A 15588-nucleotide genomic window follows, 5' to 3' on the forward strand; every position below is an offset into this window, starting at 1 on the left:
TGCCGGACGGTCCTCGGTCAGTAGGCGTCCGTCGGCACGTACGTGCCCCAGATCTCGCGCAGTGCGTTGCAGACCTCGCCGACGGTGGCGCGGGCGCGCAGGGCGTCCTTCATGGGGTAGAGGACGTTGTCCTCGCCCTCGGCGGCCTTCTTCAGGGCGGCCAGCGCCGTGTCCACCGCCTGCTGGTCGCGCTCGGCGCGGAGCCTGGCGAGGCGTTCGGCCTGCTGGGCCTCGATTGCCGGGTCGACTCGGAGGGGTTCGTACGGCTCCTCCTCGTCGAGCTGGAAGCGGTTGACGCCGACCACGACCCGCTCGCCGGAGTCGGTCTCCTGCGAGATGCGATAGGCGTTGCGTTCGATCTCGGACTTCTGGAAACCGTGCTCGATGGCGCGGACGGCCCCTCCGAGCTGCTCCGTCCTGTCGATGAGCGCGACGATCTCCGCCTCCAGGTCGTCGGTCATCTTCTCGACGACGTAGGAACCGGCGAAGGGGTCGACGGTCGCGGTCACGTCCGTCTCGTACGCGAGGACCTGCTGCGTCCGCAGCGCGAGGCGGGCGGACTTGTCGGTGGGCAGCGCGATGGCCTCGTCGAAGGAGTTCGTGTGCAGCGACTGCGTGCCACCCAGGACGGCCCCGAGACCCTGCACCGCGACGCGGACCAGGTTCACCTCCGGCTGCTGGGCCGTCAGCTGCACCCCCGCCGTCTGCGTGTGGAACCGCAGCATCAGCGACTTCGGATTCTTCGCCCCGAACTCCTCCTTCATCACCCGCGCCCAGATCCGGCGCGCCGCACGGAACTTCGCGACCTCCTCCAGGATCGTCGTCCGCGCCACGAAGAAGAACGACAGGCGGGGCGCGAAGCCGTCCACGTCCATGCCTGCCGCCACCGCCGTGCGCACGTACTCGATCCCGTCCGCCAGCGTGAACGCGATCTCCTGCGCGGGCGACGCACCCGCCTCCGCCATGTGATAACCCGAGATCGAGATCGTGTTCCACTTCGGGATCTCGGCCTTGCAGTACTTGAAGATGTCCGCGATCAGACGCAGCGACGGCTTCGGCGGGAAGATGTACGTCCCCCGCGCGATGTACTCCTTCAGCACGTCGTTCTGGATCGTGCCCGTCAGCTGGTCCGCACCGACACCCTGCTCCTCCGCGACCAGTTGGTACAGCAGGAGCAGCAACGACGCAGGCGCGTTGATCGTCATCGACGTCGACACCTTGTCCAGCGGAATCCCGCCGAACAGCACCCGCATGTCATCGACCGAGTCGATCGCCACACCGACCTTGCCCACCTCGCCACTCGCGATCGGCGCGTCCGAGTCATGACCCATCTGCGTCGGCAGGTCGAACGCGACCGACAACCCCATCGTCCCGTTCGCGATCAGCTGCTTGTAACGGGCGTTCGACTCCGTCGCCGTACCGAAACCCGCGTACTGACGCATCGTCCACGGCCGGCCCGTGTACATCGACGGATACACACCCCGCGTGAACGGGTACACCCCCGGCCCACCCAGCTTCTCCGCCGGATCCCAGCCCGCCAGGGCATCGGGCCCGTAGACCGGTTCGATGGGCAGCCCGGACTCGCCTGTTCTGGTGTTGTCCTTCATCATCTTCCGTTTCCAGAGGGCCGGCGTCAGCCGACGACGGTCCAGGTGTCGTTGCCGGCGAGGAGGGTGGCGAGGTCGCCCTTGCCGTTGTGTTCGACGGCGGTCTCGAGCTGGTCGGCCATGAGGGTGTCGTAGACCGGCCGGTCGACGGAGCGCAGGACGCCGATGGGGGTGTGGTGGAGGGTGTCGGGGTCGGCGAGGCGGGAGAGGGCGAAGGCGGTGGTCGGGGACGCGGCGTGCGCGTCGTGGACCAGGACGTCCGCCTCGTTGTCCGGTGCGACCGTGACGACCTCGAGGTCGCCGGTGGCCTGGTCGCGGACGACGCCCTTGGTGCCGTCGGTGCCGAAGCGGATGGGTTGTCCGTGTTCGAGGCGGATGACGGCTTCCTGGGCCCGCTGTTTGTCCTTGAGGGCGTCGAAGGCACCGTCGTTGAAGATGTTGCAGTTCTGGTAGATCTCGACCAGGGCGGTGCCCTGGTGGGCGGCGGCCTGGCGCAGGACCTCGGTGAGGTGTTTGCGGTCGGAGTCGACGGTGCGGGCGACGAAGGACGCCTCGGCGCCGATGGCCAGCGACACCGGGTTGAAGGGTGCGTCGAGGGAGCCCATCGGCGTCGACTTGGTGATCTTCCCGACTTCGGAGGTGGGGGAGTACTGGCCCTTGGTCAGGCCGTAGATCCGGTTGTTGAACAGCAGGATCTTGAGGTTGACGTTGCGGCGCAGGGCGTGGATGAGGTGGTTGCCGCCGATGGACAGCGCGTCGCCGTCACCGGTGACGACCCACACGGACAGGTCGCGGCGGGAGGTGGCCAGGCCGGTGGCGATGGCGGGGGCGCGGCCGTGGATGGAGTGCATCCCGTAGGTGTTCATGTAGTACGGGAAGCGGGAGGAGCAGCCGATGCCGGAGACGAAGACGATGTTCTCCCTGGCCAGGCCCAGTTCCGGCATGAAGCCCTGCACGGCCGCCAGGACGGCGTAGTCACCGCACCCCGGGCACCAGCGCACTTCCTGATCGGACTTGAAGTCCTTTGCCGTAAGGGTGAGTTCAGTGGCCATCGATGGCCTCCTTCAGCGCGGTGGCGAGCTGTTCCGCCTTGAACGGCATGCCGTTGACCTGGGTGTAGGAGTAGGTGTCGATGAGGTACTTCGCGCGGATGAGGGTGGCGAGCTGGCCGAGGTTCATCTCCGGGACGACGACGCGCTCGTAGCGGGTGAGTACCTCGCCGAGGTTGGGCGGGAAGGGGTTGAGGTGGCGCAGGTGGGCCTGCGCGATGTGGCCGCCCCCGGTGCGGATGCGGCGTACGGCCGCGGTGATCGGCCCGTACGTCGAGCCCCAGCCCAGCACCAGGGTCCGCGCGCCGTCCGGGTCGTCGACCTCCAGGTCGGGGACGGTGATGCCATCGACCTTGGCCTGGCGGGTGCGGACCATGAAGTCGTGGTTGGCCGGGTCGTAGGAGATGTTCCCACTCCCGTCCTGCTTCTCGATGCCGCCGACGCGGTGCTCCAGACCGGGTGTGCCCGGCACCGCCCACGGCCGGGCCAGGGTGTCCGCGTCCCGCTTGTAGGGCCAGAACACCTCGCTGCCGTCGTCCAGGGTGTGGTTGGGGCCCTGCGCGAACCGCACCGCAAGATCCGGCAGCTCGTCCGTCTCGGGGATGCGCCAGGGTTCGGAACCGTTGGCGAGGTAGCCGTCGGACAGCAGGAAGACGGGGGTGCGGTAGACGAGCGCGATCCGGGCCGCCTCCAGCGCCGCGTCGAAACAGTCCGCCGGGGTCCGCGGCGCCACCACCGGCACCGGTGCCTCACCATTGCGCCCGTACATCGCCTGCAGCAGGTCCGCCTGCTCCGTCTTGGTCGGCAGCCCAGTGGACGGCCCGCCGCGCTGGATGTCGACGACCAGCAGCGGCAGCTCCAGACTCACCGCCAGTCCGATCGTCTCGCTCTTGAGCGCCACCCCCGGCCCGGACGTCGTGGTCACCGCCAGCGAGCCGCCGAACGCCGCGCCCAGCGCCGCGCCGATCCCGGCGATCTCGTCCTCGGCCTGGAACGTGCGCACACCGAAGTTCTTGTGCCGGCTCAGCTCGTGCAGGATGTCCGAGGCCGGCGTGATCGGATACGAACCCAGGAACAGCGGCAGATCCGCCTGCCGGGACGCCGCGACCAGCCCCAGCGACAGGGCCAGGTTCCCCGAGATGTTGCGGTAGACGCCCGGCGGGAACGCCTTCCCGGCGGGCGCCACCTCGTAGGAGACCGCGAAGTCCTCCGTGGTCTCACCGAAGTTCCAGCCCGCCCGGAACGCGGCGATGTTCGCCGCCGCGATGTCCGGCTTCTTCGCGAACTTCGACGTCAGGAACGCCTCCGTGCCCTCCGTGGGCCGGTGGTACATCCACGACAGCAGCCCCAGCGCGAACATGTTCTTGCTCCGCTCGGCCTCCTTGCGGGACAGACCGAACTCCTTCAGCGCCTCCACCGTCAGCGTCGTCAACGGCACCGGATGCACATGGAAACCGTCCAGCGAACCGTCCTCCAGCGGCGACGACGCGTAACCGACCTTCTGCATCGCCCGCCGCGTGAACTCGTCCGTGTTGACGATCAGCCCCGCACCCCGCGGCAGATCACCCACGTTCGCCTTCAACGCCGCCGGGTTCATCGCCACCAGCACATTCGGCGCGTCCCCCGGCGTCAGGATGTCGTGATCGGCGAAATGCAGCTGGAACGACGACACCCCCGGCAGCGTCCCGGCAGGCGCCCGGATCTCGGCCGGGAAATTCGGCAGCGTCGACAGATCGTTCCCGAACGACGCCGTCTCCGAGGTGAACCGGTCACCCGTGAGCTGCATCCCGTCACCCGAGTCCCCCGCGAACCGGATCACCACCCGGTCCAACCGGCGGACTTCTTTGTCAACCGCACCCGGGACAACGGGGGCGGTGGTTTCCACGGACATGAGTGTGTCGGCTCCTGTCGTTGCCGGCCCGCGCGCGGGACCGGGGCGTCACTGGGGCTGGTTGCCGTGCTTGCGAGAGGGCTGCGCCACGTGCTTGGTGCGCAGCACGGCGAGCGCGTCGATCAGCCTGACCCGGGTCTCGGCGGGATCGATGACGTCGTCCACCAGGCCGCGTTCGGCGGCGTAGTACGGGTGCATGAGCTGGTCCCGGTACTCCTTGATGTACTGCTCGCGGGCGGCCTCGGGGTCGGCGGCGGCGGCGATCTCGCGCCGGAAGACGACGCCCGCGGCGCCCTCCGCACCCATCACCGCGATCTCGTTGCCGGGCCAGGCCAGCGACAGGTCCGAGCCGATGGAGCGGGAGTCCATGACGATGTAGGCGCCCCCGTAGGCCTTGCGCAGGATCAGCTGGACGCGGGGGACGGTGGCGTTGCAGTACGCGTAGAGGAGTTTCGCGCCGTGCCGGATGATGCCGCCGTGCTCCTGGTCGACGCCGGGCAGGAACCCCGGCACGTCCACCAGTGTCACGAGCGGGATGTTGAAGGAGTCGCACATCTGCACGAACCGGGCCGCCTTCTCGCTGCCCTTGATGTCGAGGACCCCGGCGAGGGAGGCGGGCTGGTTGGCGACGATGCCGACGGTGTGGCCGTCCAGGCGGGCCAGGGCACACACCATGTTGGGCGCCCAGGCCTCGTGGACCTCGAAGTAGTCGCCGGCGTCGACGAACTCCTCGATGACCCCCCGCATGTCGTACGCGTGTCTGGGCTCGGTCGGCACCAGGTCGTACAGGGCCGGGGTGAGCCGGTCGGGCCGGTCGCCGCAGGGCTGTGCCGGCGGCAGCTCGCGGTTGTTGGCGGGCAGGTAGGACAACAGGTGGCGGACGTCGGCGAGGCAGCTCTCCTCGTCGTCGTAGGCGAAGTGGGCGACCCCGGAGTGGGTGGCATGGGTGTCGGCGCCGCCCAGTTCGTCCTGGCTGATCCGTGCTCCGGTGACGGCCTTCACCACCTCCGGACCCGTGATGAACATCTGCGAGGTGCCGCGCACCATGAACACGAAGTCGGTCAGGGCCGGGGAGTAGGCCGCCCCGCCCGCGCAGGGGCCCATCATGACGCTGATCTGCGGGACTACCCCGGAGTTGCGGACGTTGCGCTGGAAGATGCCGCCGTAGCCGGCGAGCGCGGTCACGCCTTCCTGGATGCGCGCCCCGGCGCCGTCGCACAGGCCCACGATGGGGGCGCCGGCGATGGCGGCCATGTCCATGATCTTGTGGATCTTCTCGGCGTGCGCCTCGCCGAGGGAGCCTCCGAAGATCCGGAAATCGTGGGCGTAGGCGAAGACGGTGCGTCCGGACACTCGGCCCCAGCCGGTGACCGCACCGTCGGTGTGGGGGCGCCGGTCCTCCAGGCCGAAGCCGGTCGCCCGGTGCCGGCGCAGCCCTTCGACCTCGGTGAAGCGGCCGTCGTCGAAGAGGAGTGAGAGCCGTTCCCGGGCGGTGAGCTTGCCCTTGGCGTGCTGGGCCTCGGTGGCCTTCTCGCCGGGCCCTTCACGCACGGCGATCCGTACGGCCTCGAGCTCGGCGACCGTGCCGCGCCGCTGCCCGGCCGGCTTGTCGTCCAGGGCGGTCATGAGGTCCCCTTCCGGCCGTCGTCATGAACCACCGAGAAGCCTCTGTCATGTCGCTCGAAGCCGGATGGAGTGCGGGATGATGCCGGCCGCGCGGGCTCTCCACCGGCCTGCGAGCAGCCGTCGAGGGCGGGGCGCGACGCTCGGGTGGTGAGCTCCGATGCGGACGGGCGCGAGCCCTCGCGGGGCATCCGGTCGCCCGTCGGCGCCCCCCACCCCCGTGGGCACCGGCGGGCCTTCCGCGCAGTGCCGGGCCGGTCGGCCGGCACAGACGAAGGGACACACCAACTGTGAACAGCGAGTGGTTCCGGCGCTTCACCACGGCGGCGGGGGACGGGCCACGGCTCGTGTGCTTCCCGCACGCGGGAGGCTCCGCGACGGCGTACACCCAGCTCGCGCGTACGCTGCCGGCGGACTTCGACGTGGTGGCGGTGCAGTACCCGGGGCGCCAGGACCGGTACAACGAGGCGCCGTTCACGGCCCTGGACCGGCTCGTCGAGGCGGTGGCCGAGGAACTGGCCCGCGACGTGGCCGCGGACCCCAAACGGCCGTACGCCCTGTTCGGCCACAGCATGGGCGCGCTCGTCGCCTTCGAGACGGCCCGGCTGCTCCGCACGGCCGGACTGCCGGCCCCCGAGCGGCTGTTCCTGTCCGGCCGGGGCGCTCCGGACGCCGGGAAGAGCGCCCACTGCCTCCTCTACGACGACGCCGACGTGCTGGCCGAGGTGCGCAGGCTGGGCGGCACCGATCAGGCCATGCTCGACAACCCCGAGCTCTTGGAGCTGGTGCTGCCGGCGCTGCGGGCCGACTACCGGGCCCTCGCCTCGTACACCTGGCGTGAGGGAGAGCCGCTCGCCGCTCCGATCACCGCCCTGATCGGGGACCGCGACCCGATGGTGACGGTGCGGGAGGCTCGGACATGGCGGGAGCACACGCGTGGTGACTTCGCCCTGAAGGTCTTCCCCGGCGGCCACTTCTACCTCGCCGACCACATCCATCGGACCGCCATGGTCGTCACCGAGGGGTGGCTCGCCGGTACCGCCGCTTCCTGAGCGCGCGGACCGGCGGCCGGGCTCAGATCCTGGCTCGATGCCGTCGGTTGACCCTGACCCGGGGTCAGGGTGGACGCTGAAGCACATGACCACTTCCACCGCTTCGTCCCGGACCGGCATGCTCCCCGTCGACGACACGGCCCTGTCCGTCACCGACACGCGCGGCCCCGGCCTTCCCGTCGTCTACCTGAACGGCTCCTACTGCGGCCACCGGCCCTGGCGGCCCCTGATCGCCGAACTCGGCACCGGCTGGCGGCACATCACGTACGACGAGCGGGCCCGCGGCCGGTCCCGGCGGTCGGCGGACTACTCCTTCGAAGCGTGTGTCCGAGACCTCGACGCCGTTCTCGGGGCGACCGGCGTGGACCGTCCGCTGCTCGTCGGGTGGTCCTACGGTGCGGCGCTGGCCGTCCACTGGGCCGACCGCAACCCCGACCGCGTCCTGGGAGTGGTGTCCGTGGACGGCGCCGTGCCGTACGGCATCACCGGCGAGGAGGCCCGTGAGCGGATCCGGCGCCTGTTCCGCCGGATGCGCCTGCTGCTGCCGCTGTTGCGCCCGTTCGGCCTGTCCGCGCGGATGACCTCCGCCCAGCATGCCGAGATCAACATCGAGATCAACGAGATCTGCGCCGCCCTCGGGCCGGTCCTCGACCGCGCGACCTGCCCGGTACGGTACGTCCTGGCCACGGACGGCAACCTCGGCGGGGGCCGGGAGGAGATGGAGCGGATGCGGGCCTCGCTCGACCCGGTGCTCGCCCGGAACCCGCACCTGCGGGTCAACGCGAAGGTCGCGAGCAACCACTCCCGCATTCTGCGCAAGGACTTCCGGGCCGTCGCCGAGGCCGTCCGCGAGATCGCGGCCACGCACGACCAAGGGGCCCACTGAGCAGATGGTGCACGGACTGACGATCGGTCAGGCGGCCGCGTTCGCCGGCGTCACGGTGAAGGCCGTGCGCCACTACCACCGGCTCGGCCTGGTCGACGAACCGGAGCGCGACAGCTCCGGTTACCGCCGGTACGGATCGTCCGGCATGCTGCGGCTGGTCCAGGTCCGCACGCTCGCCGGAGCGGGTGTGCCGCTGGCCGAGATCAGGGACCTGCTCGACGCCGGTCCCGAGCGGTTCGCCTCCGCCCTGGAGGACGTCGAGCGGCGGCTCAACGACCGGATCGAGGAGCTGATCGCGCGCCGCGCGGCGCTGCGCCGGCTCGCCGCCGGCGACCGGCTCCTGCTGCCCGAGCGCGCCTGTACGGCCTTGGACCGGCTCGCCGGGCTCGGCTTCAGTGCCGACTACGTGGCCCTCCAGCAGGAAGCCCTGATGCTGGCCCGTACCCTGGTACCGGAGATCTTCGACAGCCTCGTGGTCCAGCTCGAACGCCAGCTCGCCCATCCCCGGTACATCGAGCTGATGAAGCTCTGCCAGGACGTCGAGTCGTGGGATCCGGACGATCCGCGGCTCGACCAGCTCGCGTCCGACCTGTGCGCCGAACTGCTGGGCGACCGTGAACTGCTGACGATGCCGGCCGAGTTCCGGGCCAGGCCCGACGCCGCCACCCGCTACGGGCTGATCAACCACCACCGGGAGGAGCAGGCATCGGCGGCTGCCCGGCTGACCGAGCTGCTCGAGGCGAACCTGCGCGCGGCCGGCGTCGACATCCCGTACCAGTGACGGCCCGCCCGGCCGGGGTGAGCGGCCCGGACCTCCCGGTACCAGGATCGTCCGGCACCGGGGCCTCCCTGCACCCGGCCGACCCGCGTCGCCGGATGTTCCGGAGGTCCCGGTGCGGACAGCGGCTCAGAGGACCGCGCCCGCCTTCGTCCGCCTGCGCAGGGCCGGCCTGCTGGACTGGGCGAGGTCGCGCCACATGTCGGACAGGCCGGTGACGGTGCGCGCCGCGAACAGCCTGCGGATGGACACCTCCTGGTCCAGCTCGGCCCGGATCAGGCCGACCAGCCGGATCGCCCGCAGCGAGTTGCCGCCGAGGTCGAAGAAGTCGTCGTCGATGCCCACCCGGTCCAGTTCGAGCACCTCGGCGAAGGCCTTGGCCAGGGCTCGTTCGGTGTCGTTGCGCGGTGCGCGGTACGTCCCGTCGTCGAACCGGGGCTCGGGCAGCGCCGCCCGGTCGACCCTGCCCCCGGCCGTCTCCGGCAGGCGCTCCAGCACCATGAACAGGGACGGCACCATGGACTCCGGCAGCCATCCCGCGGCGAAGCGGCGCAGTTCGTCGGCGGTGACGGTCCGGCCGGCCGCCGGGACCACGTAGGCGACGAGGCGCTGCTGGCCGGTGGCGTCCTCCCGGACGACCACGACGGACCGGGCGAGGCCGCTGTACTCGGACAGCACCTCCTCGACCTCGGCCAGCTCGACCCGCACGCCGCGCACGTCGGCCTGGGCGTCGGCGCGGGCCACGTAGTCGAGGCGGCCGTCGGTGCCCCAGCGCGCCCGGTCCCCGGTCCGGTACATGAGCGCACCGGCCGGACCGAACGGGCAGGGCACGAAGCGCTCGGCGGTCCGTCCGGGGTGTCCGGCGTAGCCGCGTGCCACGCCGGGCCCGGCCACGTACAGCTCACCGGTCACGCCGGCGGGGACGGGTGCCAGTCCCGGGCCCAGGACGTAGAGGGCGGTGTTGTCCATGGGGCGGCCGACCGCGTCCGCGTGGCGCACCGGTTCGCCGGCGGGCAGGCGGTGGCGGGCGGCGAACACGGTCGTCTCCGTCGGGCCGTGGCCGTGGACGATGGTCAGCTCGGGGCAGGCCTCGCGGACCCGGCGCAGCGCCGCCGCGGACACGCGGTCACCGCCGGTCCAGACCTCGCGCAGCCCGGCGAGGCGCTCGGGGTGGCCAGCCGCGATCGCCGAGAACAGGCCCGCGGGCAGCCACACCGTGGTGATGCCGTGCGCCGCTCGCGCCTCGGTCAGCGCGTCGGCGTCGAGGTGTCCCTCGGGGGCGACGACCACGCGGCCGCCGTTCAGCAGCGGCGCCCACACTTCGAGGGCGAGGGCGTCACTGGTGTGCGGCGCGTGCCACAGCACGGTGCCGCGGCCGCCGTCCTTCCAGTGCCGGTCGAGGACGAACCGGAGCATGTTCCGGTGGGTCAGCGCGACCGCCGTGGCCGCGTCGGTCGATCCGGAGCCGTACAGCACGGCCAGCAGAGTGTCCGGGTGGGCTGGCGACGGGACGGATGCCCCGGACGTGCCGCCGTCGGCGGTGTCCGGGCGGAGGTCGTCGCACACGAGCGCGGGCACGTCGAGATCGGCGGGGAGCGTGCCGGCGGTCACCGTGTCGGTGAGCAGGAGGCGTGCCGTGCCGGCGCCGGCCTGGGAGCGGATCCGCTCGGCCGGGGACGCCGGGTCGACGGGCAGGTAGGCTCCGCCCGCCTTCACCACGGCCAGCAGGGCGGTGACCAGGCCTGCCGACCGGGGCATCGCCACCGCCACGACCGTCTCGGGGCCGACGCCTCGCCGGCGCAGTTCCCCGGCGAGGCGGTCCGACCGCTCGTCCAGTTCCCGGTAGGTGAGGGCCGCGTCGCCGTGGACCAGCGCGACGGCGTCGGGGTCCCGCTCCGTCCGCCGGGCGAACAGGTCCGCGACCGTCGCCTCGGGCAGCGGTGCCCGGGTGTCGTTGGGCGCCCGGAGCACCTGGTGCCGTTCGGCGCCGGCGACGACGTCCAGGGCGCCGGCCGGCTGGGCGCCGGCGGTGACCGTGGCGCGGATGTGCGCGATCAGTTCCTCGCCGATGAAGCGCAGTTCCGCGCGGTGGTAGAGGTTGGCGGGGGCGTCGAGGCGGATGTAGAGGTCGCTGTCGGCGCTGCCGTCGGTGTAGACGCCGATCGACAGTTCCTCGAAGGTGCCGGTCGTCGCGCCGGAGTAGCGGGCCGGGCTGTCGCCGAAGTGGAGCCGCTCCACGAACTCGACGACGTTGATGACGGTGCCGAAGCTGCCGCGCCCGCTCAGGACGGTGCCGGCGGCGCGCTGGATGTCCGAGTAGTGGCAGGCGGCGTGGTCGAAGATCTCGTACGTCTCGTCGACGAGGGTGTCGGCGATGTCGGTGAAGGTCGCGCCGAGGGGGACGGCGACGCGCACCGGCACCACGTTGACGGCCAGGCCGGGTGTCCTGCTGGCCACGCCGACGCGGTTGCCGACGGCGAGCGACAGGAGGAACTCGGGGCGGTCGCAGCGGTGCCGGAAGTAGACCGCGGCGGACGCGGTGAGCAGCTGCGACATCCACAGGCCCATGGACTTCGCGGTCTCGGTCCACGTGTCGGCCTCGGCCCGCGGGACGGTCAGGGTGCGGCTGACCATGCCGATGGTCTCGGCCACCTCCGACCAGCGGTCGGCGCTGCTGAGCGGTTCGGACAGCGCGGAGCGCCGCTCGTCGGACAGGGCGACGCGGGGGACCTGCGCGGGCGCCGGCGCGTCCTTGAGGTAGTCGCGCCAGAAGTCCATGTCCTCGGCGAACCGCTGCGAGCCTCGGTACCCGACGGCCTCGGCCGCGAAGGACTCGATGTCCCACGGGTGGGGCAGCTCGGGGACCGGCTCGCCGCGCACCAGGGCCGTGTAGACCTCGGCGAGGCGCCGGGAGAGCAGGCCGCCCGCGCCGAACCCGTCGGATATGAGGTGGTGGTAGGCGATCACCAGGAGGGAGCGGTCGGCGGCGAGCCGGACCACGCCCAGCCGGAACAGCAGGTCCCGTCCCAGGTCGAACGGCTCGCGCACCAGGTCGGCGAGCGCGTCGCGGGCCGCCTGCTCGGGGTCGGCCCCGGCGCTGAGGTCGAGGTGGAAGGGCCGCCAGTCCCCCAGTTCCCGGGGTACGAGCCGCAGTTCGCCGTCGTGCTCGGCGAAGTTGACGCGGAGCACTTCCGCTTCGCCCATGACGTGCCGGAACGCGGACTCCATGACGGCCGCGTCCAGGTCCCCGTCCACATCCCACATGGTCAGCGCGTGATTCGGCGTGTCGGGAGCCATGTGCTGCGCCCGCCACATCCCTTCATGCGCAGACGACGCACCGAACGAAGGCACACAGATCAACCCCTCAGCAGACAGGCCCGGGTAACGGAAGAATTCACAGATCGCCCCCATCTTCCGGGGGGGTGTTGCGGCCGTACAAGACAACTCGGTGCCCGGCGGGACAGGCCGCCCAGGGCCTCGCGTGTCCCGCCGGCGGGACAGTCGCGCCGGACGCCGGCGGGACGGTCCCGCCGGCGTCCGGCGCCCCGGGGCTCGGGGTCCACCGTGTGGTGCGGTCGTTCAGCGGGTGCCGCGGCCCGCCAGCGAGGTGGTGACGTGCTCGGCGATCAGGCGGGGGGTCGGGTGCCGCAGCACCATGTTCGCCCGCAGTTTGAGCCCGGTGGACGCGGTGAGGCGTTTGCTCAGCTCCGCCGAGAGCATCGAGTCGAAGCCGATCTTCAGGACCTCCTCGTCGGGGTCGACGACCTGGTCGGCGGAGCGCCCGAGGACGACGGCGACCCGCTCCAGGACGTGGTCGAGGACGAGGGCGCGCGCGTCGTCGTCGCCCAGGCCGGCGATCCGCTCCGACAGGGGGACGAGGGTGTCGTCGTCGGCGGGGGGCTGCTCCGTCGCGGGCAGCTGCGCGGTGGGCGCGGTGGGCGCGGGGTCCAGCCAGTACCGCCGCCGTTGGAACGCGTACGTCGGCAGGTCCACCCGGCGGCGGGTGGTGAACAGGGCGGACCAGTCGACGGACCCGCCGTGGACGTGGAACTGGGCCAGCGAGCCGAGGACGGTCTCCACCTCGTCGCGGTCCCGTCGCGTCGACGACAGGACCAGCGCGTCGGCCACGTCCTCGACGGTCTCCTGCACCGGGACGGTCAGCACGGGGTGCGGGCTCATCTCCACGAACACCCGGAAGCCGTCCTCGGCCAGCCGCCGCACGGACGTCTCGAAGACGACCTTCTCGCGCAGGTTGTCGTACCAGTAGCCGGCGTCCAGCCGCGCGGTGTCGGTCTTCTCGCCGTACAGGGTCGAGTAGAAGGGCAGCTTCGAGGTGCTGGGGCTGACGCCGGACAGCGCGGCGGTCACCTGGTCGCGGACCCGGGCCACGTGGTGGGAGTGGGAGGCGTAGTCGACGGATATCCGCCGGGCCTGCGCGCCGTCGGCCTTCATCTTCTCGACGAACTCGTCGAGCGCGTCCGGTTCGCCGGACACCACCACGGAGCGGGGGCCGTTGACGACGGCGACGCTGATCCTCCCCTCCCACGGGGCGAGGCGCTGCTCCACGACGTCGGCGGACTCGGCGACCGAGGCCATGCCGCCGTGGCCGATCAGGTCCACGAGGGCCTTGCTGCGCAGCGCGACGACCCTGGTGGCGTCCCGCAGGGACAGCGCGCCGCTCACGTACGCGGCGGCGATCTCGCCCTGGCTGTGGCCGACCACCGCGGCCGGCTCCACGCCCCAGGACCGCCACAGGGCGGCCATGGACACCATCACGGAGAACAGCGCCGGCTGGACCACGTCCACCCGGTCCAGGTCCGGTGCCCCCGCCGTGCCGCGCACCACGTCGAGCAGCGACCAGTCGACCCATTCGGCCAGGGCGTCGGCGCACGCGTCGAGGGACTCGGCGAAGACCGGGAAGGCGTCGTACAGCTGCCGGCCCATGCCCACCCACTGCGAGCCCTGGCCGGGGAACACGAAGGCGACCGGGCCCGTCCCGGCGGCGGCGACGCCGCTCACCACGGCGGTGGACTCCGCGCCGTCGCCGAGCGCGGTCAGACCGTTCAGCAGTTCGTCCTGGTCGCGGCCGAGCACCACCGCGCGGTGTTCGAACGCCGTCCGGCCCGACACCAGGGACCAGCCGACGCCGGCGAGGTCCAGGTCCGTGCCGGCAGCGACGTCGCGGAGCCTGCCCGCCTGTGCGCGCAGGGCCGCCGCGCTCCGGCCCGACACCACCCACGGCACGAGTCCGCCGACGACGCCCGCCCCGGGCCCGTCCGCGTCCGCCCGCTCCTCGGGCGGTCCCTCCTCCAGGACGACGTGTGCGTTGGTGCCGCTGACGCCGAAGGAGGACACACCGGCCCGCCGGGGAGCGTCGGCGCGGGTCCACTCGCGGCCCTCGACGAGCAGTTCGACGTCGCCGGAGGACCAGTCGACGTGCGAGGTGGGCGCGTCCACGTGCAGGGTCTTGGGGAGGTATCCGTGGCGCAGGGCCATCACGGTCTTGATGACGCCGCCGACGCCGGCGGCGGCCATGGCGTGCCCGAGGTTCGACTTCAGGGAGCCCAGCCACAGCGGCCGGTCCTCGGCCCGGCCCTGCCCGTAGGCGGCGAGCACCGCGCCCGCCTCGATGGGGTCGCCGAGGACGGTCCCGGTGCCGTGGGCCTCGACCAGGTCGACCTCGGAGGGGGCGACGCCGGCGTTGGCCAGTGCCTTGCGGATCACCTTCTCCTGGGCGCGGCCGTTGGGGGCGGTCAGGCCGTTGCTGGCCCCGTCCTGGTTGACGGCGCTGCCGCGGACGACGGCCAGCACCGGGTGCCCGTTGCGGCGGGCGTCGGACAGCCGCTCCAGCAGCAGGACGCCCACGCCCTCGGCCCAGCCGGTGCCGTCGGCGCCGTCCGCGAAGGCCTTGCACCGGCCGCCCGCCGACAGGGCGCCCAGCCGGGAGAACTCCACGAACATCGCGGGCGTCGAGATCACCGACGCTCCGCCGGCCAGCGCGAGGGAGCACTCCCCCGAGCGCAGGGACTGCACCGCCATGTGCAGGGCCACCAGGGACGACGAGCACGCCGTGTCCACGGACACCGCGGGTCCCGTCAGGCCCAGTTGGTAGGCGACCCTGCCGGAGGCGACGCTGAGCGCGCTGCCGTACAGCAGGTAGCCCTCCAGCTCCTCGGGGCTGTTGTCCAGGAAGCGCCAGCCGTACTCGGAGGAGCTGACGCCGGAGAAGACGCCGACGTCGCAGCCGCGCACCTCGGCGGGGACGATGCCGGCCCGCTCGAAGACCTCCCAGGACGTCTCCAGCAGCAGGCGGTGGTGCGGGTCGACCGCCAGCGCCTCGCGGGGGCTGATGCCGAAGAACTCGGCGTCGAAGCCCGCCACGTCGCTCAGGAACCCGCCCTGGCGGGTGTGCGAGCTGCCGGCGGTGTCGGGGTCGGGGTCGTACACGTCGCGCCAGCCGCGGTCCTTCGGGAAGTCGTCCACGACGTCCAGGCCGCCGCGCACCACGCCCCACAGGTCCTCGGGCGAGGACACGCCGCCCGGGTAGCGGCACGCCATGGCGACCACGGCGATGGGCTCGCCGCGGCCGGCCTTCATGGCCTCGTTCTCCTGCCGGAGCCGGTCGCGCTCCTCCAGCAGTGTGCGGAGCGCCCGCTGGACCCGGTCCGCGCCGTCCGCTGTGCGATCCGCGGAGTTGGTCAT

At 72.0% G+C, this 15588-nt stretch carries 9 protein-coding genes; 3 read left to right on the top strand and 6 right to left on the bottom strand.

What is annotated here, in order from left to right; genetic code table 11:
- Positions 1–17 precede the first annotated feature (17 nt).
- Genes ACWZEH_RS34705 through ACWZEH_RS34720 form a run of 4 tightly spaced genes read right to left on the bottom strand, consistent with a single transcriptional unit; the run spans position 18 to position 6173 of the window.
- Positions 18–1607, bottom strand: coding sequence for an acyl-CoA mutase large subunit family protein (locus ACWZEH_RS34705; RefSeq protein WP_456200345.1), 1590 nt, complete (start codon positions 1605–1607; stop codon positions 18–20).
- Between the two features lie 26 nt (positions 1608–1633).
- A complete protein-coding gene (locus ACWZEH_RS34710) occupies positions 1634–2659 on the bottom strand; it encodes a 2-oxoacid:ferredoxin oxidoreductase subunit beta (protein WP_456200315.1) in 1026 nt (341 codons plus the stop codon).
- A complete protein-coding gene (locus ACWZEH_RS34715; RefSeq protein ID WP_456200316.1) occupies positions 2649–4547 on the bottom strand; it encodes a 2-oxoacid:acceptor oxidoreductase subunit alpha in 1899 nt (632 codons plus the stop codon). Before ACWZEH_RS34715 ends, ACWZEH_RS34710 begins: the two co-directional genes overlap by 11 nt.
- Positions 4548–4595: 48 nt before the next feature.
- A complete protein-coding gene (locus ACWZEH_RS34720; RefSeq protein WP_456200317.1) occupies positions 4596–6173 on the bottom strand; it encodes an acyl-CoA carboxylase subunit beta in 1578 nt (525 codons plus the stop codon).
- Positions 6174–6460: 287 nt separating this feature from the next.
- Here ACWZEH_RS34720 and ACWZEH_RS34725 point away from each other — a divergent pair, with 287 nt between their 5' ends.
- From ACWZEH_RS34725 to ACWZEH_RS34735, 3 genes are all read left to right on the top strand, one after another.
- The gene (locus ACWZEH_RS34725; protein ID WP_456200319.1) at positions 6461–7222 is read left to right on the top strand and encodes a thioesterase II family protein; all 762 of its coding nucleotides are present in this window, start codon (positions 6461–6463) and stop codon (positions 7220–7222) included.
- Positions 7223–7307: 85 nt separating this feature from the next.
- Complete coding sequence (locus ACWZEH_RS34730) at positions 7308–8108, top strand: alpha/beta fold hydrolase (RefSeq protein WP_456200321.1); 801 nt, start codon at positions 7308–7310, stop codon at positions 8106–8108.
- Between the two features lie 4 nt (positions 8109–8112).
- Positions 8113–8889, top strand: coding sequence for a MerR family transcriptional regulator (locus ACWZEH_RS34735; protein WP_456200322.1), 777 nt, complete (start codon positions 8113–8115; stop codon positions 8887–8889).
- Between the two features lie 126 nt (positions 8890–9015).
- Here ACWZEH_RS34735 and ACWZEH_RS34740 read toward each other — a convergent pair whose 3' ends face one another.
- Together ACWZEH_RS34740 and ACWZEH_RS34745 are read right to left on the bottom strand one after the other, a co-directional pair.
- Positions 9016–12297, bottom strand: a complete 3282-nt coding sequence (locus tag ACWZEH_RS34740; protein ID WP_456200324.1) for a non-ribosomal peptide synthetase — start codon at positions 12295–12297, stop codon at positions 9016–9018.
- 168 nt (positions 12298–12465) lie between these two features.
- Positions 12466–15588, bottom strand: coding sequence for a type I polyketide synthase (locus ACWZEH_RS34745; RefSeq protein ID WP_456200326.1), 3123 nt, complete (start codon positions 15586–15588; stop codon positions 12466–12468).

This window comes from Streptomyces yamdrokensis, from assembly GCF_053890455.1.